Origin of the sequence: Petropleomorpha daqingensis (genome assembly GCF_013408985.1) — a bacterium.
GTDB classification, from domain to species: Bacteria; Actinomycetota; Actinomycetes; order Mycobacteriales; family Geodermatophilaceae; genus Petropleomorpha; species Petropleomorpha daqingensis.
Genome location: NZ_JACBZT010000001.1, coordinates 2,775,536 through 2,799,147 on the forward strand (window position 1 = coordinate 2,775,536; position 23,612 = coordinate 2,799,147).

Sequence of the window (23,612 nt, forward strand, 5' to 3'; positions counted from 1 at the left end):
GCACGCGGGGGCGGAGGGCTGGGATGACGCAGGGGACGCTGCACGCGCTCGACGCCCGCACCACCCGACCGGCCGAGTTCGGCCGCGACGCGCTCATCGTCTGCGACAACCTGGTGCGCATCTACCGCACCGAAGCCGTCGAGGTGCAGGCGCTGCAGGGTCTGGACCTCCTCGTCGACGCCGGCGAGATGGTCGCGATCGTCGGCGCCTCGGGGTCGGGAAAGTCGACGCTGCTCGCCGTCCTCTCCGGGCAGGACGAGCCGACCGCGGGCCGGGTGCGGGTGGGGCGGTGGGACCTCGCCGCGATGTCCCGGCGCGACCTGGTCGACTACCGCCGGAACACCGTCGGGTTCGTCTGGCAGCAGGCGGCCCGCAACCTGGTGCCCTACCTCAGCGCCTGGCGCAACGTCGAGGTGCCGCTCGCGCTGGCCGGCGTCGGTCGCAGGAACCGCGCCGCGCGGATCGGCGAGCTGCTGGACCTGCTCGGCGTTCCCGACGTCGCCGACCGCCGTCCCGGCGAGCTCTCCGGAGGCGAGCAGCAGCGCGTGGCGATCGCCGTCGCCCTCGCCAACCACCCGGAGGTCCTCTTCGCCGACGAGCCCACCGGCGAGCTGGACTCCGCCACCACCGACGAGGTGTTCGCCGCACTCCGCGAGGTCAACCGCGCGCTCGGCACGACGGTCGTCGTCGTCACCCACGACGACGCGGTCTCCGGCCGGGTGGAGCGGACGGTGGCCATCCGCGACGGGCGGACGTCGACGGAGGTGCTGCGCCGTCCCGACGAGGGGAGCAGCACCGCCGAGGAGTACGCGGTGATGGACCGCGCGGGCCGGGTGCAGGTCCCGAAGGAGTACCGCGAGGCGCTGGCGCTCACCCACCGCGTCCGGCTGGCCCTCGAGGCCGACCACGTGGCCGTCCGGCCGGACCGCGGATGAGCGCTCCGCTGGTGTCGGTGCGCGGCCTGCGCCGCACCTACGGCCGAGGGCGTACCCGGGTGCACGCGCTGCGGGACGCGGAGTTCGACGTCGCCCCCGGCGAACTGGTCGCCGTGGTCGGACGGTCGGGCTCGGGCAAGACGACGCTGCTCAACGTCGTCGGGGGTCTCGACCGGCCCGACGACGGCACGGTCACGGTGGCCGGTACCGAGGTGACCGGGCTGGACGACGACGGGCTCGCCCGGCTGCGCAGGGACGTCGTCGCCTACGTGTTCCAGACGTTCGGGCTGATCCCGGTGCTTTCGGCGGCGGAGAACGTCGGCGTCCCGCTGCGGCTGCGGGGGCTGCCGACCGCCGAGCGCGAGCGGCGGGTGGCGTTGCTGCTGCGCCTGGTCGGGCTCGAGGAGCACGCCGGCCAGCGGCCGGCCGAGCTCTCCGGCGGTCAGCAGCAGCGGGTGGCCATCGCCCGCGCCCTGGCCGGCTCGCCACGGCTGCTGCTCGCCGACGAGCCGACCGGCCAGCTCGACAGCGAGACCGGCCTCGCGGTCATGGCGCTCCTCCGCGCTCTCGTGGAGTCCGAGGGCGTGACGGCGATCGTGGCCACCCACGACCCGGTGCTCATCGCGCTCGCCGACCGGGCACTGCACATCGAGGATGGCCGGCTGGTGGGCCCATGAGCGCGTGATGGTCCGCACGCTGCCGTTCCTGCTCCGGCGCAGCCGCGCCCAGGTCCGGATGCTGCTCGCCGTCCTCGCGGTGGTCGTCGTGGGGACGACGCTCGCCGGTGCCTCCACGCTCCTGCTGACCTCCGGCCGCGAGCAGGCGAGCGCCGCCGCGCTGCGGGACGTCCCCGCCGAGGACCGGACGGCGCAGGTCCTGCTCACCGACGTCGACGCCGACCCGCGGGAGGCCGTCGGCACCGCCACCCGGGTGCTCACCGACGCGCTCGATCCCCTCCCGGTGACCGCGTCGACCTGGACGAGCTCCACGATGCGCGAGCTCCCGGCCGACGCCGGCGGCGAGCGGCGGCTGGGCTACCTGGCCGGGATCTCCGACCTGGCCGATCACGCCACCCTCGTGTCCGGCCGGTGGCCGGTGGCCGGCGCCGATCCCGTGGAGACCGCGGTCCCGTCGTCGGCCGCCGAGCGGCTGGGGATCGGGCCGGGTGACCGGCTGGACCTCGCACCCGGTCCGGACCCGGCCGACGCCCGGGCCCAGGCCGCACCGGTGTCCGTCCTGGTCGTCGGCACCTTCTCCCCGACCGGCGGCGACCCGGCGTGGGACCGCGACCTGCTGGCCGGGCGCGGGTGGACCGCGCAGTACGTGATCGGCGCGTTCGGGCGCCTCTCGCTACCGGCCTACGGCCCCTTCGCCGTCGCCCCCGAGGCGCTCCTCGGCGGGAACCTCGGTATCCGTCGGGTCGAGGTGATCGCGTCCCCAGACGTCACCGGGGCGTCGCCGGGCACGCTGGACCGGGTCGCCGCCCGGCTGGCCGGGGCGCAGCGGGAGATGGAGACCGCACTCGGGGACCGCGCGGAGTCCGCGCCCCTGGACGCGCCGCTGGTCCGCACCCTCGACCGGATCGCCGGCCAGCAGGCGGTGACCAGGTCCGGGGTCCTCGCGGTCACCCTGCTCGGGCTGGCGCTGACCGCGGCCGCCCTCGACCTGGCCGGCCGGCTGGTCGCCGCGCGCCGCGAGCAGGAGCGGCACCTGCTCACCGCCCGCGGCGCCGCGCGCCGTCAGCTCGTGGGGCAGGCCGCGGCCGAGGGAACGGTCCTCGCCCTGCTGGCGGCGGCCGTGGCGGTCCCCCTCGCCGTCGTCGGGTACCGGCTGCTGGTCGGCCTGCCCGCACCTGCCGCCGCCGGCCTGGACGGACCGACCGCGATCCGGCCGGCGGTGGTCGTCGCCGCCGCGGTCACCGCCCTGGCGCTGGCCGCCGTCTGGACGGTCCCGGTCCTGCGGCCGGCGCGCCCCGGCCGGCGCAGCAGGCGGGGCGCGCTCGCGCGGTCCGGTGCCGACGTGCTGCTCGTCGGGCTCGCCGTCGTCGGTTACCTGCAGCTCGGCGGCGGCCCGCTCGGCGCCGGGGCCGACGTGGCGGTGGTCGTCGTCCCGCTGCTGTGCCTGGCCGCCGGCGCGGCCCTCGCGCAGCGGGCGCTGCCGGTGGTCGCGTCCGTCGCCGAGCGGCGCGCCGCCCGCGCGCGCGGGCTGGTGCTGCCGGTGGCGGCCTGGGAGGTGGCGCGCCGGCCGGCGGCGACCGGTGCCGCGTTCCTCGTCGTGCTGGCCACCGCGGCGGCCACCTTCGCCGTCGCCACCAGCAGCACCTGGCAGACGTCGCAGGCGGCGCAGTCCCTCGCCCGGGTGGGCGCCGACCTCGCCGTCCCCGCGGCCGGGCAGTCCCCGCTGGCCGAGAGCGCCGCCGTCCGCGCGGCCACCGGGGGACGGGTGACGCCGGTGATCCGCCGTCCGGTCGCCCTGGGCAGCCTGGTGGGCACCGGGACCGGCGGGGACGCGACGACGACCCTGCTGGCGCTGGACACCCGGAGGTCGGGGGACCTGCTGCCCGGGGTGCGCGCCGGTGCGCTCGCCCCCGACGCCCGCCGCGGCGGCCTCCACCTGCCCGCGGGTGCGGGGTCCGTCACGGTTCGGGGCTCGACCGACGCCGGAGCGCTGAGCGCCCGGCCGACGCTGGTGGTCGAGGACCCGGCGGGCACCCGCGTCCCGCTCACCGGGGACGACGTCCCGCTCGACGGCCGCGACCACCCGGTCGCGCTGCGGGATCCGGCCGGTGCGCCGGTCGCGGCCGGCGTCGAGCTCACCGTCGTCGCGGTGCAGCTGGACGTCCAGCTGCTCGACGGCACCCAGGCCGTCTCCGGCGTCGTGGCCGGCGTCGCCCTCACGCTGCGGATCGGGGGCGCGGACGGCGCACCGGGCACGTGGCGGGCCGGCACCGCGGGGGACGACGTGCTGCTGAGCCCGACGTCCGACGTCGCCGTCAGCGCGGGGACGGCGACGGTCGACCTCGCCGTCGACGTGCCGCTCGAGGCCGTCGAGTACGGACCCGCCCCGCTGCTGGTGACCGCGTACGAAGCTCCCGGGACGCTGCCCGTCGTGCTCTCCGCCGACCTCGCCGAGGCCGGCGGATTCCGGCGCGGCACGCAGCTGAGCCTCGCCGTCGGGACGGCCTCGCTGACGGCGGTCGTCGCCGGCGTCGTGCCGTACGTGCCGTCGTCGCCGGGTGGTCCGGCGCTGATCGCCGACAGCGACGCGCTGTCGCGGATGCTGCTCGCCGCGGGGCAGCCCCAGCCGCTCCCGGAACGGTGGTTCGCCTCGGCCGTGGCCGACCCGACGGGCGCGGTCGCCCGGCTGGCCGAGGCCGGCCTGCGCGGCGCCGTCACCCGCGCCGGGCTGACCGCCGACCTGGAACGCGGGGCCACGCGGATCGCCGTGCCGCTCGCGCTGGGTCTGCTGCCGCTCGCCGCCGCGGTGCTGGTGCTGGCCGGCGCCGCGCTGCACGCCGCGGCCACCCGCGAGACGCGGGCCGGGTACGTCGCGCGGCTGCAGGCGCTGGGCGCCCCACGGCGCGCCGTCCGGGCGGGGCTGCTGCTGGAGTCGTCCGCGGTCTCCGCGCTGTCGGTGCTGCTGGGGGTCGCCGTCGGTGCGCTCGCCGCGGTGCTGCTCGCCGGGTGGCTCACCTCGTCGGACACCGGCGCGGCGCCGGTGCCCGCGCCGGTCGTCCAGTGGCCGTGGGGTGCGGAGTCGTTGCTCGCCGCCGGCCTGTTCGCGCTCGGCGTCGCGGTCGCCGTCCCGGCCGCCGTCCGGCTGCCGCGCCGTGCGTCGGCCGGCCTCCTGTCCGACGGTGCGCGGTGACGGCGCGGACGGCCGTCCCCTCCCGACGCGTGCGGGTGGGCAGCGCCCTCGTCGGACCGCTCGCCCGCACCCGCGCCGACCTGGGCACGGTGCTGGTCGGCACCGTCGTCCTCGCGATCGCGGCCTTCCTCGCCGTGCTGCTCCCCGGGGTGATCGAGGGCACCGCCGACGGGGCCGTGCACGCCGCCGTGCGGGACGCGGGCAGCGGCGCCGACACGACGATCGTGGCCCGGTTCCCGAGCGACGGCCTCGCGCCGCGCCAGCTGGAACCGGACTCGGCGGCCCAGACGATCGGGCAGGCGGTGCGGTTCGCCGGAGCGCTGCCGCCGGAGCTGGCGGCGGTCGTGCGGCCCCCGGTCGCCTCGGTCGTCACCAGCCCGTATCCGTTGACGTTGCCCGCCGGCAGCACCGTCGCCCCGACCGACCTGCGGCTGGCCTGGCTGTGGTCCGGCGCGGAACCGGCCGTGCGCTGGGTCGCCGGCGGCCCGCCGGCCGGAACGGCGACCGTCGAGGTCGGGCTGTCCCAGGACGTCGCGACCGCCCTCTCGGTGCGGGCGGGGGACACGCTGACCTGGAACACGCACCTGGGGCGGGTGGACCTGCTCGTGGCCGGCGTCTTCGTCCCCGTGGACGTCGACGACCCCGCCTGGGCCGCCGCTCCCGGTGTGCTCGGCCCCCGGACCAGCGGGCAGGGGTCGGCCCGGCACACCGACGCCGTGGCCCTGCTCTCCGCGGACTCGCTGCCGGTGGCCCGGCTCGCCGTCGACCCCGGTGCGACCACCCGGACCTTCACCTTCCGCGCCGCGCCCGGCGCTCTGGGCGTGGAGGACATCGACCGCGTGGCGCAGGCCGTGGCCGCGATCCGGGCCGCTCCGGTGTCGCTCGGGTTCACACCGACCCCGGACGTCCGCAGCCGCCTCGGCCTCGTGCTGCTCGAGGTCCGGGAGCGCATCGACGTGGCCCGCGCGCAGGCCGCCGTGCTGGTCGTCGCCGTGCTCACCGTCAGCGGTCTGGCGCTCCTGCTGATCGCCCGCGTGCTCGCCGACCGCCGGGGGCAGGTCCTTTCGACCCAGCGCGCGCGGGGCGCCTCCCTGCCGGCGCTCGCGGCGTCGCTCGCCGTCGAGTCCGCCGCCGTCACCGCGGTGGGCGTCGCCGTCGGTGCCCTCGCCGCCGTCCCGCTGGTGGCCTCGCACGTCGACGGTGCGTGGCTCGTCCCGGTCGCCGTCCTGGGCCTCGCGGCCGGTCCCGTCGGCGCGCTGCCGCCCACAGGGCTCCGCCGTCCGTCGCGCCGGCTCGCCGTCGAGGCGGCCGTGCTGCTGCTGGCCGCAGGCGGGGTGGTCGCCCTCCGGCTGCGCGACGTGTCGGCCGCAGCGGGGGCCACGGGGCCCGACCCGCTGCTGGCCGCCGCCCCGACCGTCCTCGTCGTGGCCGGGGCGCTGGTGCTGCTGCGACTCCTGCCGCTGGGGGTGCGCGCGCTCCTCACCGGCGCCACCCGAGCGCGCTCGGCGGTGCCGCTGCTCGCGGCGGCGCGCGCCGCCACCGCGGCCGGCCGACCCCTGCTCCTCCTCCTGCTCACCGTGGCCGTCGGGCTGGCCTGCGCGGCGGCCACGGTGGACGCCACGGTGCACGCCGGCCAGGAGGACGCCTCCTGGACGGCGGTCGGCGCCGACGCGACCGTCCGGACCGAACCCTCCGACGCGCTGACCGCGGTCGCCGAACGGCTCACGGCGGCTCCGGGTGTCGACCTGGCGGTGCCCGCGCGCGTGGAGGACGTGCCGCTCGCCGGCGTGCCGGGCTACTCGGAGGCCACCCTGCTGGTCGTCGACCCGGCCGCGTACGCCCGCCTCCTGGCGCGCACCCCGCTGCCCGACCTGCCGCAGCTCCGCCGGCTGGACGGCGCGGCCGGACCGCTCCCGGCCCTGCTGGGCCCCGACCTGGCGGCGGCCGCCGGTGCCACCCCCGCCGTGCTGTGGAACCGGCAGCCGGTCGCGATCACGGTGGCCGGGACCGGGTTCGCGGCCGGCACCGTCGTCGTCCCGCGGGACGCCCTGCCGGAGGCCGACGCCGACCTGGCCGCGCCGAACACGCTGTGGGTGGTGGGGGCCGGCGCGGCGCGGGCCGTCACCGCGGCGCCGGACCTCGTCGGGGCGCAGACCACCGACCGCGAGGCCTGGCAGGCCGCGCGCCGCGCCGATCCGCTGACCCGCGGCCTCACCCTCCTCGCCCGTGTCACGGCTCTCGTGCTGCTCGGCCTGGCCGTGCTCGGGGTCCTGCTGGGCGCGGCGGCGGGCGCGCGGGAACGGCGGACCACGCTCGCCGCGCTGCGGACGCTGGGAGTGACGTCGGCCCAGGTGCGCCGGATCACCGCCGGGGAGCTGCTGCCGCCGGTCCTGGCGGCCACGCTGGGCGGGGCGGCGTTGGGCGTGCTGAGCGCCGCACTCGCTGCCCGGCCGCTCGCGCTGCGCCTGCTCACCGGTCAGCCGGCGGACCCCGTGCTCTCGCTGCCCTGGCCGGTGCTGCTCGTCGTCCTCGTCCTGCTGCCGGCGACCGTCGGCGTCGTCGTCGCCCTCGAGGCCCTGGCGCGGCGGCAGGAACGGGTGGGCACGGTGCTGCGGATCGGCGGCGCCTGACCCGGGATCAGGGGAGCTGGTCGAGGCCGGGCTCGCCGTCGCCGTGGTCGCCGCCGCTGCGATCGGCCGGAGCCTGGGGGAACGGGTGCACCCAGCGCGGGCCCCCTCGGCTCGCCGGACGGCGGCGGGCGGGCGACGGCAGCGACACGATCGGTCGCCGGGTGCAGGCACGGACGTGCACCGGCGACCTCCTGGCAGTTGTTCCGCGCAGCCTCCTGCCGCGCCCGTCGATCATGCGGTGCGCGCCCCCCGACGCGCGTCGTGGCACGCCTCGAAAGTTCTGACGAACGCGCCCGATCGCCTTCTCGCCGGGCTCGGGTTGAGTCCGGCGGATCGCTGCCGACATCGGCCGGACACGCCGTGACCAGCAGACCCCGGGTAGTGAGATCCGAGACGGTCTGACAGGGTGGTGTGCCGGAACCGACATCACGGGGGAGAAGGCGAGAGGGTGATGTCGATCTTCGAGCGACTCGGCCAGGAGCAGGGGATCCGGGCCGCGGTCGACGATTTCTACGAGCGGGTCGTCGGCGATCCTCAGTTGGCGCACTACTTCGAGGACGTCGACCTGCGCAGACTCCGCGCGCACCAGACGGCCCTGCTCGTCCAGGTCACCGGCGGGCCGGCCGTCTACTCCGGCCGCGACCTCGCCGTCGCGCACGAGAGGCTCGGCATCACCCCCGAGGACTTCGACCGCGTGGTCGGGCACCTGGTCGCGACGCTGACCTCGTTCGGGGTCTCGGCCGATGACATCGGCTCGGTCGGCGAGGCGCTGCTCGCGCACCGCGACGAGATCGTGACCGCCCCCGCTCCGGCCTGATCCGTTCGAGGACGCATTCGCGTGGACATCCCTGCCATGCGGGCCAGCTTCGCCAAGGCCGCGGCCGCCGGCGACGAGGCACCGCTGTACTTCTACTCGCACCTGTTCTTGAGCCACCCCGAGACGCGCAAGCTGTTCCCGGTGTCGATGGCTCACCAGCGCGACCGCCTCTTCAACGCGCTGGGCGACGTCGTCCACTACGTCGACGACCTGGACACCCTCGTCCCGATCCTGCAGGCGCTGGGCCGCGACCACCGCAAGTTCGGCACGGTGGCCGAGCACTACCCGGCGGTCGGGGCCAGCCTGCTGGCCACGCTGCAGCACTTCGACGACGCCTGGACCGCCGACCTCGCGCAGGACTGGACCGCGGCCTACCAGCTGGTCGCGCAGGTGATGATCGAGGCGGCCGAGGCGGCCTCGGAGCAGCCGCCGTGGTGGGACGCCGACGTCGTCGAGCACGACCGGCGGACCTTCGACGTCGCCGTCGTCAAGATCAAGCCCCGCAACCCGTTCGGCTACCAGCCCGGGCAGTCGATCTCGCTGGAGACCGAGCTGCGGCCGAAGCTGTGGCGGTACTACTCCCCGGCGAACGCGCCGCGGCCCGACGGCACCATGGAGCTGCACGTCAAGGCGCGCGACGGCGGACCGGTGAGCTCGGCGCTGGTGCGCCAGCTCGTCGTCGGCGACGTCCTCCGCCTCGGCCCGCCGCTGGGCCACCTCGGGCTGGACCGCGACTCCGACCGCGACCTGCTGCTCGTCGCCGGAGGCATGGGCCTGGCGCCGCTCAAGGCGCTCATCGACCAGGTTGTCCGGTTCGGCCCGAAACGGCGGGTCGACCTGTTCATCGGCGCCCGCATCGAGGACCAGCTCTACGACCGGGCCGACCTCGACCGGCTGACCACGGAGAACCCGTGGCTGACGGTGACCTACGCCGTCTCGGACGACAAGGAGTCGTCGCTCGAGCACGGCGACATCGGTGACGTCGTCGACCGGCACGGGCCGTGGCGCTCGCGCGACGTCTACATCGCCGGACCCGCACCCATGGTGGAGGACACTGAGGCCCGACTGCTGGCCTCCGGTCTGCCGCAGGAGAGGATCCGAGCCGAGGTCTTCGCCCCCAGCCGACAGGGGCCCAACGTTGAGGGAGACGTGACCGAATGACCAGTCAGGAGCAGGACTCCTACGAGCCCGCTGAGATCGACCGTCGGCTGAACCCGGGCGACGTCCAGACCGTCCGTTTCGCCAACGGCTCGATGCTGCACCCGGGCTACAACGAGGTCGAGGTCGACCGCTTCCTCAACCGGGTCGCCCAGGAGCTGGCCCGGCTGCACGCGGAGAAGGCCGAGCTGCGCGACCACGTGCACGCCCTGCAGGCCCAGCTCGAGGACGCCGAGGCGGTCGAGCTGCCCGAGGCACCCAGCGACCAGGCCGTCCGGCTGCTCGCCACCGCGCAGCAGACCGCGGACAACTACGTGGCCGAGGCCGAGGACTTCTCCCGGCAGATGACCGCCGACGCGCGGGCCCGGTACGAGGAGCAGATGCGGCACGCCCGCGAGACGGCGGGCGCGATCATCCAGGCCGCGCACGAGCAGGCCGCGCACATGACCGGCACCGACGAGCGCGCGGCCGTCGCCGAGCCGGCCACGGGCAACGCCACCACGGCCGAGCTCGAGGAGCAGGTCGCCTACCTCAAGGCGTTCGCCCAGGCCTGCCGGACGCAGCTGCGCGCCTACCTCGAGGCGCTGCTCGGCGACGTCGAGAGCGAGTGGGGCAACGCCAACCCGGCCGCGCTGCCGCAGGCCCCGATCCGGACGCCGGCCCAGCGCGGCGCCCCGCGGTCGGAGGCCGGCGTCCCGGGCACGAACGTGGCGCGGGAGATGCCGCTGTCCGACAGCACCTCCGAGCACCCGGTCGTGACCGCGGAGAGCGTCGAGGCGCACCCGCGCTGACCTGCTTCTTCAGGCTTCCCCGACGTCGTTCGGGGACTTCTTCGTGACCTTCATGGGCTTCTTGGGCTTCTTGGGCTTCTTGGGCGGCAGGGCGGCGACCGCGGCGAGGGACTTCTCGATCCACGGCGCCGCCTCGTCGGCCGACCAGTGCCCGGGCAGCGTGACGTAGCCGCCCATCGGCCGTTCGGCGGGGCCGAACGGGCCGGCGCCGGGCTGGGCGAGCAGCTCGTCGGCCTCGGCGCCGGTGAGCTTCACGCCGACCGCGCTGCCGAACAGCCCCATGAACATGTTGCCGTGCACGAACGCGCCGAGGTTGCCGAACATCGGCTTCACCTCGACGTCGGGGGAGTCCGGCACGAGCTCGGCGAACCGGGCGCGGTCGGCGTCGGTCGGCCTGGGCATCTGCACGACGCATCTCCAGATGCCCCGGCCGGTCAGGCCTCGGCCTGGTCGAGGCACATCGTGTTGCCCTCGCTGTCCTTGAACCAGGCCGCCCGGCCCATGCCCTTCATCGACGCGATCGAACCGTCCCACTCGACGCCCGGCAGGTCGTAGACCTCGAAGGACACGCCCTTGCCCTGGAGGTCGCGCACCTCCGCCTCGATGTCGGCCACGTGCCACTGGGCGATGGTGTGCCCGGCCTGGCCGGCGAAGCTGGTCTCGTAGATGTTGAACCGGGTGCCGCCGGTGGTCTCGTACACCAGGTTCGGGCCCAGGTCCTGCACGGGCGTCAGCCCCAGGGTGTCCGCGTAGAAGGTCCGCGCGCGCTGCAGGTCAGCGGCGGGGATGTTGGCCTCGACCTTGCTGTCGTTCAGCATGACTGCCTCCGACGATCCGTTGATGGGATCAGCCCCCGCACCGATGGCCGCGCAAGGTAGACCCCGGCGGCGCACCCGGGCAACGAGAACGGGCGGGGACCGGGAAGGCTGGGGGTGCGGGCGGGGTTGGCCCTGGTGAACCCCTCGTGAAAGGCCCTCCTGATGCGCATGCCGGTGTCCGTGCTCGACCTCGCCCCGATCACCCCGGGTGGCTCCGCGACCGACGCGGTCGCCGCCAGCGTCGCGCTGGCCCGGCGTGCGGAGGAGACCGGCTTCCAGCGGGTCTGGTACGCCGAGCACCACAACATGCCGAGCATCGCCTCGTCGGCGACCAGCGTGCTGATCGCGCACGTCGGCGCGCACACCAGCAGCATCCGGCTCGGCGCCGGCGGGATCATGCTGCCCAACCACTCGCCGCTGACCATCGCCGAGCAGTTCGGCACGCTGGACGCGATGTACCCGGGGCGGATCGACCTCGGTCTGGGGCGCGCGCCCGGCTCGGACCAGAACACGATGTACGCGCTGCGCCGCGACGACCGCTCCGCCGACCGCTTCCCGCAGGACGTCCTCGAGCTGCAGGCGTACCTGGCCGGCGAGACCCGCGTGCCGGGGGTCGACGCCGTCCCGGGCAAGGGATCGAACGTGCCGCTCTACATCCTGGGCTCGTCGATGTTCGGCGCCACGCTCGCCGCCGCGCTCGGCCTGCCCTACGCGTTCGCCTCGCACTTCGCGCCCCAGATGCTCGAGCCCGCTGTCGCCGCGTACCGCCAGGAGTTCCGGCCGAGCGCCCAGCTGGACCGGCCGTACGTGATCGCCGGCGTCAACGCCATCGCCGCCGACACCGTCGAGGAGGCCCAGCAGCAGCTGGAGCGCATCCGGCGGATCCGCGCGGTCGGCCTGTTCGGCCGCGGCCGCTCCTTCACCGACGAGGAGGCCGACCTGCTGCTGGAGTCGCCGGCCGGCCGGCACATCGAGCAGATGATGACCCACAGCGCCGTCGGCACCGGCCCGGAGGTCGCCGCCTACCTGGAGACGTTCGCCAAGCAGGCCGACGCCGACGAGCTGATCGTCGCCTTCCAGTCGCCGACCACCGAGCAGCGGCTGCGCTCGGTCACCCTGACCGCCGAAGCCCTCGCCGACTGAGTGTTCGCGCCGATGGCCTCGCGATCATGAAGTTCGGGGAGGGACACGCCGTCCACCGACGGCGTGTCCCTCCCCGAACTTCATGATCACCAAGGACGGCCTGAGCGAGCGCGCTTCATCGCGACAAAGCGCGGATTCCGGGGTTCACGGACGGCCGCGGACAGCTCCGGCTCGTTTCGCATCGCGCGGGAAGTGCTTCCGCTGCCTGCGGGGACGGCGGATCCTGTGGCCCCTCCTACCGAGGGGGCGATCGTCATGGCGCCGACCGTCGTCTACGTCCACGGCAACGGCAACAAGCCGGCCGAGACCACGCTCAAGCGGATCTGGGACGAGGCGCTCTTCGGCGGACCCGCCGGTGACCGGTCCCGGATGGCCTACTGGGCCGACCTCCGCTACCCCGCGCCGCTGCCCGATCACGAGACCGACGAGCTGGCGATGGCGCCCGGCGGCGAGGAGGGCGTCGCCGACGACGAGCTGCACCCCGAGGAGCTGGTCGTCGAGGCGGTGATGCAGGCCCACGCCGAGACGCTGCTGGAGACGCCGGTGACCGCCGGTGGCGGCGTCGCGGAGGAGGCCGTGCCCGGCGCCGCCCTGGACTCCTGGGTGCGGGACATGGCCTACGTGGCCGATGCCCTGGTGCGCGGTGAGTCCGAGACGGACGAGGAAGCGGTGCCGCTGCCGAAGGCGGCGCGGGTGGCGATCTTCCGGACGCTGGTCAAGCGCACCTTCACCGACGTCTACGCCTACTTCTTCGGCGGCTCCGGCGAGGGCATGCGCGAGCGGGTGCGCGATGCCCTGGACGCCGTGCACGGCCCGGTGGTCGTGGTCTCGCACAGCCTCGGCACGATCATCGCCTACGACGTGCTGCGCGAGCGGTCCCGCGAGGTGCCGCTGCTGGTCACCGCAGGGTCGCCGCTGGCGGTGCAGGAGATCCAGGACCTGGTCACCCACCCGCTGCGCGTCCCCGACGGCGTCACCGCGTGGCGCAACGTCTGCGACGCCCGGGACCTGGTCGCGCTGGACAAGACCATCCGGCCCGAGTACCCGCCGGCCGACCGCGTCCGCGACTTCCTGGTGGTCAACGACAGCGGCAACCACCACGACATCGGCGACTACCTGCGGACCGCGCCCGTCCACGACGCCGTGGCCGCCCTGCTCGCGTGAGCCGCGGGGCCCCGCCGTGTGGGACAAGGCCGAGCTGGCGGAGGCGATCGCCGCGCACCGGCTCGCGGCGGCGGAAGCGCTCGCCCGGGTCCAGCTCGGCCGCCACCCGCCGGACACCCCGGAGACCTTCGCGGCCGCTGCCGCGGTGCTGCGGCAGCCGCCGGAGGAGATCTGGGTCGACCAGCTCGAGCGCCTGGGCCTGCTCGACGCGTTCGGCGCCGCCCTGCTGGCGCAGGGGGTCGGGTCGCAGCCGCCGCCGTTCGCCGACGCGGTCGATGCCGCGAAGCTCGCCGTGTTCACCCCCCGGGCGCTCGCGTTCCGCTGCCGGGTGCGGGTCAACGACCAGATCACCGGCAGCGGCTGCCTGATCGGCCCGAGCCTGGTGCTCACCGCGTGGCACGTCGTCGCCGTCGGCGCGCCCGGCGGCCCGCAGGAGCCGGCCCCGCGGATCCGGGTGGTGCTCTCCGACAGCAGCGAGCAGGACGTCGAGGTCCCGCCGCGCTTCGCCTCGCTGTGCGGGGACGAGGAGTGGACCGGCAGCGCGCCGCGGGCCGACGCCGAGGTCGAGGGCCGCAACGACGTCGCCGTCCTGGTCATGCGGCGGCCGGCGGCCGCCCACCTCGGCCACGCCGGGCTGCCGGCGACGGCGGAGCGGACCGCCTCGCGCAGCGTCGTCGTCCTGGTCCACTACCCGGAGGGGCAGGACAGGGGTTTCGGCACGGGCCGGCTGTCCAAGATCCGCAACGTCACCGCCCGCTGGCGGCACGACATCACGACCGCGGCCGGCTCCTCCGGCGGCCCGTGCTTCGACCGCGAGCTGGAGATGGCCGGCCTGCACCAGGGCAAGTGGCAGGGCGGCGGCCGGCTGGTGCCGATCGGGCGCTTCCTCTCCGACCTCGAGCCGCTGGTCGCCGACGACGTCGCCCCGACCACCCTGTGGTCGCTGGACGGCTCCGACGCGGCGCTGGTCATCGGCCGCGACCTGTTCTTCCAGGCCGTGGCCGCCGCCGGCCCCGACAGCCGCGTCCGGGGGCTGCGGATCAAGCGCAACGACCCGGCCGGGCCGACCACCGGGCTGGCGTTCTCCGCCGAGATGCTGGGCCGCGTCCTGCAGCGGCGGGGACCCGAGCACACCGTGGTGCGGGTCGGGTTCGACCGGCTCGTCGCCGACCTGGTGGACGACGTGCGGGAGCGGGTGATCGCGGCCGGGCTGCCGCTGCCCGAGATCGCCCCCGCCCCCGCGGTCGCCCCCGGCGCGGCGCCCCCGGAGGCGGCCGCCCGCGACCGCGCCGCGCTGCTCGCCGTCGCCGTCGACGCGGCCGCCGCGCAGGCCGGCCGCACGGTGTGGTTCTTCTTCGACAACCCGTCGGTCGCGCTCTCCGAGGCGGCCCGGCTGGCGCTCGACGGGTTCGTCGCCGCGGCGCTGCGCCGGCCGCGGCTGCGACTGGTCGTCGCCGGCTTCGAGACGGTCGCGCTGCCGGGGCAGGAGTTCCCCGCGCCGCCGGCTGCCGGGGCCGGGCCGCCCGGGCTGGTGGTCGAGTTCCTCGGCGGGTTCCGGCGCTCGGACGTCGTCGACGTCCTGACCCGCGCCGCCGAGGACCTGCTCGGTGCGCCCGCGAACCCCCCGGTGGTCGAGGCCTTCGCCGACGTCGCGCTGCAGGGGCTGGCCTCGTTCAACGGGCTCTACGCCGCCGAGGACCTCCCGACCGTCGCCGAGCGGGTGCGGCCGGCGCTCGACACGTGGCGGGAGGACGGACGATGACCCAGGTCGCACCAGAGGAGGTCCGCACGCTGCGCGAGTTCGCGGCGCTGTCGGGGGTGTTCGACCCGGGCCAGGCGCTGCGCGCGGCCGCGGGCACCGCCGAGCCCACCCACGTGGTCGCCCTCGCCGCCGAGCTCGCCGCGTGCTGCGACACCCGGCAGGGCGGCGAGCGCACTGGCTGGCTGATGCGCGGTCCCGAGCGGCGCTGGGAGCTCGGTGCCGTCGCCGACCGCCGGGGCATCCGCGCGGCGGTGCAGTGGCGGCGCGGCGTGGGCCCGGCCGACGACGAGACGCAGGACCTGCTCGACGCGCTGCTCGGGACCGGCTCGTTCACCCCGGAGGGCATCGACGCCGCCCTGGTCGACAGCGAGTGCACGGCGCTGGAGCGGATCGCCGTGGCCCTCGACCGCGCCGGCCCGCACTCCCCGGCCCGCGACCGGCTGGACGACGTCCGCTCCGAGCTCACCCGCCGGGAGTGCCGCGACGACGCGCTGCTGGCCGCCGGGTTCGTCGGGCGCACCGCGGAGCTGGCCGGCATCGCCGAGTGGCTGACCGCACCCGCGGTGACCCCGCCGGTCCGCGCGCTGTTCGTCGGGGGGACGCCCGGGATCGGCAAGTCCACGCTGCTGGAGGAGGCGGTCCGCGTCGCCCGCGCCGGTCCGGCGCGGTGGCTGGTCGTCCGGCTCGACTTCGACCGCCGCGGGCTGGACGTGCAGGACCTCACCGGCCTGACCGTCGAGCTGGCCCGGCAGCTCGACGCCGAGCTCGGCAGCGGGGCGCACGGGCTCCGCGAGGCGCGGCTGACCGCGTCCGGGTCGCCGCAGGACGGCTCGCCGGCGCTCAAGGGCGAGACCCGTGAGCGGCTGCCGGTGGACCTCGTGCGGCTCGCGGCCGAGCAGCTGCGGACCGCCGGAGGGCAGCTGCTCGTCGTGCTCGACACCCTCGAGGTGCTGCGCGCCCGGGGTGAGACCCATCCGGGGCGGCTGTTCGAGTGGCTCGACCAGCTGGTGGGACTGGGCCTGGCGCCGGTCGCCGTCCTCGCCGCCGGCCGGGGGGACGCCCTCGACAGCGCCGCCGACCGGGTCGGCCGGCGGATCGACCTCGCCGGCCTCGACGACGTCACCGCCGACCAGCTGCTGGCCGCGCTCGACGTCCCGGAATCCGCCCGTCCCGCCGTCCGGGCGACCGCGCGGGGCAACCCGCTGGTGCTGCGGCTGGCCGCCGACGTGGCGCGCTCGGCCGGTACCCGCGCCCTGACCCGCGCGCGGCAGCAGGACGACGGCGTCGCGGCGGCGTTCCTCTACCGGGTGCTGCTCTCGCGCATCCCCGACGACGCGTTGCGCCGGCTGGCCTCCCCGGGGCTGGTCGTCCGCCGGCTGGATCCGGACGTGATCCGCGAGGTGCTCGCGCCGCACCTGGGCCTCGGCCCGATCGACCGTCCCCGCGCGCAGCAGCTCTTCGACGACCTCACCCAGCACCACTGGCTGGTCGAGCCCGATCCGGTCGCGACCGGGTTCGTGCGGCACCGCCCCGACACCCGGCGGGTGCTCGTGCGGCTGCTCTACGAGACCCAGCCGAAGCAGGCCGCCGTCATCGACCGCGCCGCCGCGTCCTGGTTCGCCGCGCGCCCGGAGCCGTGGGCCGAGGAGGAGGTGGCCTACCACCGGCTGCAGCTGATGCGCCGCGATCCGGCGCTGCCGTACGTCGAACCGCGGGTGCTGCAGCAGCTGGATCCGGACACCATCGCCGAGCTGCCCGAGACCGCGCAGGACGTCGTCCGGCGGGCCCGGGGCGAGCGGTCCTCCCTGGCGCGCGGCGCGGCGCCGTCGCCCGGTGCCGTGCCCCCGCCCGGCGCCGCCGCCGAGCTCGCGCTGCTCCTCGAGCGCGGCGACTGGCTCGAGGCCGCTCACGTGTACGAGCAGACCCTCGAGGGCCGGCTGTTCGCCGCGCGCTCGCCGGAGGCCGACGCGGTCCTGGCCTTCCTGTGGCGGTCCGGGCAGTGGGCGCAGGCGCAGCGGCTGCTGGCCGAGCGCGACCGGCTGGGTGGGGACGCCGACCTCGCGGGCATGCGACCGGAGCTGGCCGCGCCGCGGCTGGAGATGCGCGCGGAGCTGTCGTTCGCCGCGTTCGTGCGCGCACCGAGCGCCCTCGTCCAGCAGGTCCGGTCGGGGCTCGGCGACGGCGCCCTCGGCTTCGCGCTCCGCACGGCGCAGCTGCCACCGCCGCCGACGTCCGGACCGTCGGCGGTGGGCGCGGCCTTCGCGCTCTGGGGCGGTGCGCCGGACGACGCCGAGCCGGCGCTGACCGCGGCCGCCGAGCAGCTGGGCACGCGCGTCGCGAGCACCGACCGGACGACGACGGTCGGCCGCGCGCGGCTGCTCGCCGTCCTCAGCCCCTATGCCGACGCCGCCGCCACGCTCGGCCGGCTGGCGTCCGGAACCGCGATCGCGGCGCACGCCGCCGCGGCCGACCGCGCGCTGGGTGCCCTGGGCGGACTGCTGCCGGGCGAGCCCCCGGTGAGCGCGCAGCCGGTCGACCCGGTCGACGGGCTGGCCGCGCTCGGCCTGCTCGCCGAGTGGGCCGGCGCGGCGGCGTTCCTGCTTCATGACGCCGACCTGCGGGTGCTGGCCCGCAGCGCCGAGCGCTGGCGGCGGACGACGGCCGGCCAGTGGTCCTACGAGCGGCCGCCGCGCGGCTGGGACCGCCCGCTCGACGTCACGCTGACCGACCGGCTGGCCGCGCTGGCCGCCGCGGCCGATCCGGTCGCCGCCGCGTGGGCGCAGCTCGCCGCGTGGTCGGGGGACCGCCCCGTCGCCGACGAGCTGCGCCGCCGGCTGGGCGGGGCGCTGACCGCCGCGGGCGACGTCGTCCCCGTCGGCACCGATGCCGTCGCCGAGGTGCTGCTGCACCGCCGGGTGCCGGCCGCCTTCGTCCCGCCCGCGGCCGTGCTGCTGGCGCACCGGGAACTCTGAGATCGGAGAGAGCCATGACCGTGACCGACGATCGGCTGGAGGCCGTCCGCGCGCGCCTGAGAGGGTCGCCGGAGCTGGAGCAGGCGGTCCGGGACGCCGTCGCCGCGGGCTCGGTGCCGGGCATCGGCCCGGACGTCGTCCGCCCCGATGCGGCCGACGTGCTGGCCGCGGGCTCGCAGCCGTTGGAGAGCGTGGTCCGCATCGACGCGCTGGAGGCGATCGTCCGGCGGGTCGGCCGGCCGCCGCTGATGATCCGCAACGACGCCGTCGTCCTCGAGCCGCTGCCGGACTTCCCGACCGGCACCGACACGAAGATCAAGCACGTCGAGGTCGACATCCGGTCGGTCGGCCGGGTCGAGTTCCTCAACCACACCATGGCCTGGGGCGGCACCGGCTGGGTGATCGCGAGCGGCGGCAGCACCCGCGTCGTCGTCACCAACCGACACGTCGCCAAGCTGGTCGCCCGGCGCGGCTCCGACGGCCGAGGGGTCTTCCTGCGCTCGCCGGCGACCGGCGTGCTCTACGGGATCGACCTCGACTTCAAGGAGGAGGTGGGCTCGGCGGCCGTCGACGCCCGTCCGTTCGAGGTGTCGGACATCCTCTACCTCGCCGACGACACCAAGCCGGACATCGCCCTGCTGCGGATCTCCGGCGACGCCCTGCCCGACCCGCTGCCGCTCTCGGACGACGACCCGGAGCCCGGCGACCTGGTCGCGCTGGTCGGCTACCCGGCCTTCGACACCCGCAACGACGTCGACGACCAGGCGCGGTACTTCCACGACATCTACGACGTGAAGCGCTTCGCGCCGGGCAAGGTGATGCAGGCGCTCACCGGCCGGACCGAGCTGACCCACGACTGCACCAGCCTCGGCGGCAACTCGGGCTCGCCGCTGATCAGCCTGGAGACGGGCGAGGTCGTCGGCCTGCACTTCTCCGGCCAGTACGGGATCGCCAACTCGGCGGTGGGCGTGGGCTCGCTCAAGGCGGCGCTGGCCGGCGGGTCGCCGGTGGTGATCCCGGTGCAGCCCGGTCCGCAGGAGGACGCCGAGGCCGCCGGCGACGGCGCCCACACGGCCGCCGACCTCGCCGACCGGGCCGGCTACGACCCCGCGTTCCTGGGGGAGGGGCTCGCCGCGCCGTGGCCGGGTGTGCCGGACGCTGTCCGGGCCGACCTCGCGCACCCCAGCGATGAGACGCCGGAGCAACCCTTCGAGCTGCGGTACACGCACTTCGGGGTCCGGTTCTCGACCAGCCGCCGCCAGCCGGTGATGACCGCCGTGAACATCGACGGCGAGCACTCCGTGCGGGTCAAGCGGACGCGGGACCGCTGGTTCACCGACGGCCGCATCGCCGCGGACGCCCAGCTGGGGGCGCGCGACTACGACGACCCGCAGATCGACCGCGGGCACATGGTGCGCCGCGAGGACCCCAACTGGGACGCCGACCCCGCGGGCACCGTCGCCGCGCTGGCCAACGGCGACACGTTCCACTACACGAACGCCGCGCCGCAGCACTCGCTGATGAACCAGGGCAAGCAGCTGTGGCAAGGGCTGGAGAACTACGTGCTCGACAGCGCCCGCACGCACGGCTTCCGGGCCTGCGTGTTCACCGGCCCGGTCGCCCGGGACGACGACCCCGAGATCAAGCCGGGCGTGCTCGCGCCCCGGGAGTTCTGGAAGCTGGTCGCGATGCAGGACGCCGACGGGCCGGTGCTGCACGCGACGGCGTACCTGCTCAGCCAGGGCGACCTGATCCGCGAGCTGCTGGAGCAGCGCCGGCGCACCGAGGCGGTCGAGGGCTTCGAGCTCGGGGCGTACCGCACCTTCCAGATCGCGATCCGCGACCTGGCCGACGCCACCGGCTACGACTTCTCCGCCTACCTCGCGGCCGACCCGCTGCGCGCCCCCGACGAGGCGGTCGAGGACGCCGAACCCCGCTACCTGCCGCTGGAGAGCGAGGAGGACGTGGTGATGTAGTCGCGGGGAGGCGAGCGACGAGCGGGGCCCGGAGGGCTCCCGAGGAGGGAAGCGGCTGCAGGGGCTCAGCGTGACGGGGGACGGCTCCTGACCGCGGTGCGATCCGGAGGATCGCGAGTTGCACACTGCAACGGTGACCTCCGGTGCCGGCGAACTCGATCCGCGCCGGTGGTCCGCCCTCGCGGTCTGCGTCTCGGCCGTCTTCCTGACCCTGCTCGACGTCAGCATCGCGATCGTCGGCCTGCCGTCGATCGGCCGCGGGCTCGGCGCGAACCCGGCGCAGCTGCAGTGGGTGATCTCCGGCTACGCCCTGGCCTTCGGCATGGTGCCGATCATCGGCGGCCGGCTCGGCGACGACCGCGGCCGCAAGACCATGCTGCTGATCGGCGTCGCCGCGTTCGTCGTCTGCAGCGCCGCGGTCGGGCTGGCGCCCTCGCCGGGCGTGATCATCGCCGCCCGGGTGGTGCAGGGGCTGGCCGGCGGCCTGCTCAACCCGCAGGTCTCCGGGATCATCCAGCAGCTCTTCCCGCCCGCCGAGCGCGGCAAGGCGTTCGGCGCGCTCGGCGCCGCGGTGGGCATCGCCACCGCGACCGGCCCGGTGATCGGCGGGGCGATCATCGCCATCGGCGGCGAGGAGTGGGGCTGGCGGCTGTGCTTCCTGGTCAACGTGCCGATCGGCATCGCGTCGTTCCTGCTCTGCCGCAGACTCCTCCCGGCCGATCCGCCGCGGGAGGCCAGGCGGGCGCTCGACCTGCCCGGTGCCGCGCTGCTGTCGGTCGGCGTCCTCGGCCTGCTCTTCCCGTCGGTGGAGTTCGACGCCGACCACGACGTCCGGCTGTTCCTCCTCGTCCTGCCGGCGCTGGCCGTGCTCGCCGGGTTCGTCGCGTGGGAGCGCGGGCCGGCCCGCCGCCGCGGCCACCCGCTGATCGACCTGTCGCTGTTCCGCATCCGCTCCTACTCCGACGGCGTCGTCCTCGCCCTGCTGTTCTTCTGCGGCTACACCGGCACGCCGATCGTGCTCGCGCTGTTCCTGCAGGACGGGCTGGGCTTCAGCCCGCTGCACTCGGGCCTGACCGCGTCGGCCTACGCGGTCGGGGTCACCATCGCCGCGCCGGTCGCCGGGCGGCTGCTCGCGCGCGCCGGGCAGAAGGTGCTCGTCGGGGCGCTGGTGCTGTTCGGTCTCGGCGTCGCCGGTGCCGCGCTGGTCGCCGTCCTGACCGCCGGACGTCTGGACCCGGCGGACGTCGCGCTGGCCATGGCGCCCGCGCTGTTCGTGGCGGGGCTCGGCGGGGGCTCGGTCATCACCCCCAACCAGGCCCTGTCCCTGGCCGAGGTCGACGTCCGGGGCGGCTCGACCGCCGGCGGGATGCTGCAGACCTCGCAGCGGATCGGCAACGCGGTCGGCGCCGCCGTCATCACGGCCGTGTTCTACGCGGCGGTCACCGGCGCGCCCGCAAGCGGGACCGACCGCCAGGCGCACTACGGGCACGCCTACGCGCTGAGCCTCGTCGTCAGCATCGGCTTCACCCTCGCCGCGCTCACCACGGCGATCCTCGACGTGCGGCGCCGCCGGGTGCCCGCACCGGCCCCCGAGGAAGCCAGGATCGACACATGAGTCCGGACGACGAGCTCGCGCCCCTGCCCACCGCCGAGCTGCACCTGCACATCGAGGGCACGCTGGAGCCCGAGCTGGCCGTGGCGCTGGCCGCGCGCAACCGGGTGCGGCTGCGCTTCGACGGGCCGGAGGAGCTGCGCCGGGCGTACCGCTTCAGCGACCTGCAGTCGTTCCTGGACCTGTACTACGAGCTGATGGCGGTGCTGCAGCGCCCGGAGGACTTCACCGACCTCGCCGAGGCCTACCTGCGCACCGCGGCCGCGCAAGGGGTGCGGCACGCGGAGGTCTTCGTCGACCCGCAGGCGCACCTGGCCCGGGGGGTGCCGCTCGAGGTGGTCTTCGAGGGGCTGGGGGAGGCGTTCGCGACGGCGGAGGAGCGCCACGGCGTGAGCGTCGCGCTGATCCCGTGCTTCCTGCGCGAGCGCGATCCGGCCGAGGCCGAGGAGCTGCTGCCGCGCCTGCTGCGCTACCGCCCGCTGGTGATCGGCATCGGCCTGGTCAGCGCCGAGACCGGTCGGCCGCCCGAGCTGTTCGAGCGGGTGTTCGCCCGGGCCGCCGACGAGGGGCTGCACCGGGTGGCGCACGCCGGCGAGGAGGGCCCGGCGGAGTACGTGACGGCGGCACTGGACCACCTCGGCATCGAGCGGGTCGACCACGGCATCCGCAGCATGGAGGACCCGTCGGTGGTGGCCCGCCTGCGCGCCGAGCAGGTGCCGCTCACCGTGTGCCCGCTGTCCAACGTCGCGCTGCGCGGCGTCGACCGGCTGGCCGACCACCCGCTCAAGGCGATGCTCGACGCCGGTCTGGCCGCCACGGTCAACTCCGACGACCCGGCCTACTTCGGCGGGTACCTCCACGACAACGTCGCGGCGGTGACCCGGGCGCTGGGCCTGACGCTCGACGAGCGCCGCCGGCTGGCCGAGAACAGCTGGCGGGCGAGCTTCCTGCCGGCCGCCGAGCGCGACCGGCACCTGGCGGCGGTGGCCGCCGCCGTCCCTCAGTCCTGAGGGACGGCGGGGGCCTTGTCCGCGGAAGGGCCTCCGGAGGGGCCGCGGACGGTGGCGGTGTACTCCCACCACTGCCGTCCCCGGCGGTCGAGCACCGGCACCGGACCGCGCAGCACCAGGCTGTCCCAGTCCGCGTCGCCGCCGCCGATCGAGCGCACCCGGTGCTTCAGCTCGGCCCGCAGCCCCAGCGACGCGCTGCGCACGTCGCGGTAGGGCAGCTGCACGGTCGCGAGGTAGGTGACCTCCGCCCGGTCAGCGGTTGGCGCCGACACGCTGCACCCCGTCGAACACCAGGCTGAGCGTGCTCTGCTTGCCCTGGTAGGCCGAGCCGTTGGCGGAGGCCGGCAGGCTCGCGGTGAGCAGCAGGTGGTCGACGCCACCCGGGGTCAGGCTGGCGGCACCGCCGAGAGCCTGCGTGACGACCATCGGGCCGGAGTACAGGGTGCTCGCCGTCCCGGAGCAGCTGCTGCCGCTCCACGCGACCGAGCACTTCTGGACCTTGAGCTGCAGGCCGTTGGTCTGGTCGGTGTCGAGGATGCTCGACGCGGTCGCCGACATCTTCATGGTCACCGAGGCGAAGGCCGTGGACCCGTCGTTGACCAGGTCGAGGACCTGGGCCACCGAGTCGCCGGCCATCATCGCGCCGCCGTCGAACGGGACGGTCGCCGCCGTGCCGCCGGACTGCAGCGACAGCGACAGGACGCCGGTGCCGACGCCGGTGACCACCGGGCTCGTGCTGTCGGTGAAGGTGCTGTAGGTGCCGAGGCCCGCCACCGCGGCGGCCACCCCGAGCACCGCGACCGAGCCGGCCACCCTGCGGGCGGTGCGCGCTCGACCGGGATCCGCGATCCGCATGTCGATGTCTCCTTCTCGTTCCGCACCGCCCGGCGGACGCCGACCGGCACCTCGAACGATCGGGTGCGCACCGCAGCCCTCCCGCGCGAAAACCGCAAGATC

General features: G+C 75.9%; 19 protein-coding genes. 14 read left to right on the top strand and 5 right to left on the bottom strand.

Annotated elements, in window-relative coordinates; genetic code table 11:
* Positions 1–23 precede the first annotated feature (23 nt).
* Genes GGQ55_RS13630 through GGQ55_RS13645 form a run of 4 tightly spaced genes read left to right on the top strand, consistent with a single transcriptional unit; the run spans position 24 to position 7,432 of the window.
* Entirely contained in the window at positions 24–935 is a 912-nt protein-coding gene (locus GGQ55_RS13630) for an ABC transporter ATP-binding protein (RefSeq protein WP_179717521.1), read from the top strand.
* Positions 932–1,612 carry an ABC transporter ATP-binding protein gene (locus tag GGQ55_RS13635; protein WP_179717523.1) on the top strand — a complete coding sequence of 227 codons (681 nt, stop codon included), beginning with the start codon at positions 932–934 and terminating at the stop codon, positions 1,610–1,612. Before GGQ55_RS13630 ends, GGQ55_RS13635 begins: the two co-directional genes overlap by 4 nt.
* A gap of 7 nt (positions 1,613–1,619) precedes the next feature.
* Complete coding sequence (locus GGQ55_RS13640; RefSeq protein ID WP_179717525.1) at positions 1,620–4,802, top strand: FtsX-like permease family protein; 3,183 nt, start codon at positions 1,620–1,622, stop codon at positions 4,800–4,802.
* On the top strand, positions 4,799–7,432 hold the full coding sequence (locus tag GGQ55_RS13645; protein ID WP_179717527.1) for an FtsX-like permease family protein: 2,634 nt from the start codon (positions 4,799–4,801) through the stop codon (positions 7,430–7,432). Before GGQ55_RS13640 ends, GGQ55_RS13645 begins: the two co-directional genes overlap by 4 nt.
* Before the next feature lie 7 nt (positions 7,433–7,439).
* On the opposite strand, the gene GGQ55_RS13650 is transcribed toward GGQ55_RS13645, so the two are convergent.
* Positions 7,440–7,613, bottom strand: coding sequence for a hypothetical protein (locus tag GGQ55_RS13650; protein ID WP_179717529.1), 174 nt, complete (start codon positions 7,611–7,613; stop codon positions 7,440–7,442).
* A 270-nt stretch (positions 7,614–7,883) separates the two neighbouring features.
* Here GGQ55_RS13650 and GGQ55_RS13655 point away from each other — a divergent pair, with 270 nt between their 5' ends.
* Genes GGQ55_RS13655 through GGQ55_RS13665 form a run of 3 tightly spaced genes read left to right on the top strand, consistent with a single transcriptional unit; the run spans position 7,884 to position 10,198 of the window.
* The gene (locus tag GGQ55_RS13655) at positions 7,884–8,249 is read left to right on the top strand and encodes a group I truncated hemoglobin (protein WP_179717531.1); all 366 of its coding nucleotides are present in this window, start codon (positions 7,884–7,886) and stop codon (positions 8,247–8,249) included.
* A 21-nt stretch (positions 8,250–8,270) separates the two neighbouring features.
* The gene (locus GGQ55_RS13660) at positions 8,271–9,410 is read left to right on the top strand and encodes a globin domain-containing protein (RefSeq protein ID WP_179717533.1); all 1,140 of its coding nucleotides are present in this window, start codon (positions 8,271–8,273) and stop codon (positions 9,408–9,410) included.
* Positions 9,407–10,198, top strand: coding sequence for a DivIVA domain-containing protein (locus tag GGQ55_RS13665; protein WP_179717535.1), 792 nt, complete (start codon positions 9,407–9,409; stop codon positions 10,196–10,198). The genes GGQ55_RS13660 and GGQ55_RS13665 overlap by 4 nt, the downstream gene beginning before the upstream one ends.
* A gap of 9 nt (positions 10,199–10,207) precedes the next feature.
* Here GGQ55_RS13665 and GGQ55_RS13670 read toward each other — a convergent pair whose 3' ends face one another.
* Positions 10,208–10,600 carry a TfoX/Sxy family protein gene (locus tag GGQ55_RS13670; protein ID WP_246324497.1) on the bottom strand — a complete coding sequence of 131 codons (393 nt, stop codon included), beginning with the start codon at positions 10,598–10,600 and terminating at the stop codon, positions 10,208–10,210.
* Positions 10,601–10,632: 32 nt separating this feature from the next.
* Positions 10,633–11,016, bottom strand: a complete 384-nt coding sequence (locus GGQ55_RS13675; protein ID WP_179717538.1) for a VOC family protein — start codon at positions 11,014–11,016, stop codon at positions 10,633–10,635.
* A 168-nt stretch (positions 11,017–11,184) separates the two neighbouring features.
* Here GGQ55_RS13675 and GGQ55_RS13680 point away from each other — a divergent pair, with 168 nt between their 5' ends.
* From GGQ55_RS13680 to GGQ55_RS13710, 7 genes are all read left to right on the top strand, one after another.
* Positions 11,185–12,159, top strand: coding sequence for an LLM class flavin-dependent oxidoreductase (locus GGQ55_RS13680; protein WP_246323810.1), 975 nt, complete (start codon positions 11,185–11,187; stop codon positions 12,157–12,159).
* Positions 12,160–12,414: 255 nt separating this feature from the next.
* On the top strand, positions 12,415–13,323 hold the full coding sequence (locus GGQ55_RS13685; protein WP_179717542.1) for a hypothetical protein: 909 nt from the start codon (positions 12,415–12,417) through the stop codon (positions 13,321–13,323).
* 16 nt (positions 13,324–13,339) lie between these two features.
* Positions 13,340–15,085 carry a trypsin-like serine peptidase gene (locus GGQ55_RS13690; RefSeq protein WP_179717544.1) on the top strand — a complete coding sequence of 582 codons (1,746 nt, stop codon included), beginning with the start codon at positions 13,340–13,342 and terminating at the stop codon, positions 15,083–15,085.
* Positions 15,082–18,057 (top strand): ATP-binding protein, encoded by a 2,976-nt coding sequence (locus GGQ55_RS13695; protein ID WP_179717546.1) that lies wholly within the window; start codon positions 15,082–15,084, stop codon positions 18,055–18,057. Before GGQ55_RS13690 ends, GGQ55_RS13695 begins: the two co-directional genes overlap by 4 nt.
* Positions 18,058–18,071: 14 nt before the next feature.
* A complete protein-coding gene (locus GGQ55_RS13700; RefSeq protein ID WP_179717548.1) occupies positions 18,072–20,033 on the top strand; it encodes a DNA/RNA non-specific endonuclease in 1,962 nt (653 codons plus the stop codon).
* Positions 20,034–20,166: 133 nt separating this feature from the next.
* Positions 20,167–21,648 (top strand): MFS transporter, encoded by a 1,482-nt coding sequence (locus GGQ55_RS13705; protein WP_218859275.1) that lies wholly within the window; start codon positions 20,167–20,169, stop codon positions 21,646–21,648.
* Positions 21,645–22,655, top strand: coding sequence for an adenosine deaminase (locus tag GGQ55_RS13710; protein WP_179717552.1), 1,011 nt, complete (start codon positions 21,645–21,647; stop codon positions 22,653–22,655). The genes GGQ55_RS13705 and GGQ55_RS13710 overlap by 4 nt, the downstream gene beginning before the upstream one ends.
* On the opposite strand, the gene GGQ55_RS13715 is transcribed toward GGQ55_RS13710, so the two are convergent.
* Together GGQ55_RS13715 and GGQ55_RS13720 are read right to left on the bottom strand one after the other, a co-directional pair.
* Positions 22,646–22,927, bottom strand: coding sequence for a hypothetical protein (locus GGQ55_RS13715; protein WP_179717554.1), 282 nt, complete (start codon positions 22,925–22,927; stop codon positions 22,646–22,648). The two genes, GGQ55_RS13710 and GGQ55_RS13715, sit on opposite strands and share 10 nt — an antisense overlap.
* Entirely contained in the window at positions 22,908–23,510 is a 603-nt protein-coding gene (locus GGQ55_RS13720) for a hypothetical protein (protein ID WP_179717556.1), read from the bottom strand. The genes GGQ55_RS13715 and GGQ55_RS13720 overlap by 20 nt, the downstream gene beginning before the upstream one ends.
* Positions 23,511–23,612: the final 102 nt, after the last annotated feature.

What these genes read in the sequence shown, in the direction of transcription:
- GGQ55_RS13630 (WP_179717521.1), top strand. Translation starts at nt 24, where the DNA reads ATGACGCAGGGGACGCTGCACGCGCTCGACGCCCGCACCACCCGACCG.
- GGQ55_RS13635 (WP_179717523.1), top strand. Translation starts at nt 932, where the DNA reads ATGAGCGCTCCGCTGGTGTCGGTGCGCGGCCTGCGCCGCACCTACGGC.
- GGQ55_RS13640 (WP_179717525.1), top strand. Translation starts at nt 1,620, where the DNA reads ATGGTCCGCACGCTGCCGTTCCTGCTCCGGCGCAGCCGCGCCCAGGTC.
- GGQ55_RS13655 (WP_179717531.1), top strand. Translation starts at nt 7,884, where the DNA reads ATGTCGATCTTCGAGCGACTCGGCCAGGAGCAGGGGATCCGGGCCGCG.
- GGQ55_RS13665 (WP_179717535.1), top strand. Translation starts at nt 9,407, where the DNA reads ATGACCAGTCAGGAGCAGGACTCCTACGAGCCCGCTGAGATCGACCGT.
- GGQ55_RS13670 (WP_246324497.1), bottom strand. Translation starts at nt 10,600, where the DNA reads ATGCCCAGGCCGACCGACGCCGACCGCGCCCGGTTCGCCGAGCTCGTG.
- GGQ55_RS13675 (WP_179717538.1), bottom strand. Translation starts at nt 11,016, where the DNA reads ATGCTGAACGACAGCAAGGTCGAGGCCAACATCCCCGCCGCTGACCTG.
- GGQ55_RS13680 (WP_246323810.1), top strand. Translation starts at nt 11,185, where the DNA reads ATGCCGGTGTCCGTGCTCGACCTCGCCCCGATCACCCCGGGTGGCTCC.
- GGQ55_RS13685 (WP_179717542.1), top strand. Translation starts at nt 12,415, where the DNA reads ATGGCGCCGACCGTCGTCTACGTCCACGGCAACGGCAACAAGCCGGCC.
- GGQ55_RS13695 (WP_179717546.1), top strand. Translation starts at nt 15,082, where the DNA reads ATGACCCAGGTCGCACCAGAGGAGGTCCGCACGCTGCGCGAGTTCGCG.
- GGQ55_RS13700 (WP_179717548.1), top strand. Translation starts at nt 18,072, where the DNA reads ATGACCGTGACCGACGATCGGCTGGAGGCCGTCCGCGCGCGCCTGAGA.
- GGQ55_RS13710 (WP_179717552.1), top strand. Translation starts at nt 21,645, where the DNA reads ATGAGTCCGGACGACGAGCTCGCGCCCCTGCCCACCGCCGAGCTGCAC.
- GGQ55_RS13720 (WP_179717556.1), bottom strand. Translation starts at nt 23,510, where the DNA reads ATGCGGATCGCGGATCCCGGTCGAGCGCGCACCGCCCGCAGGGTGGCC.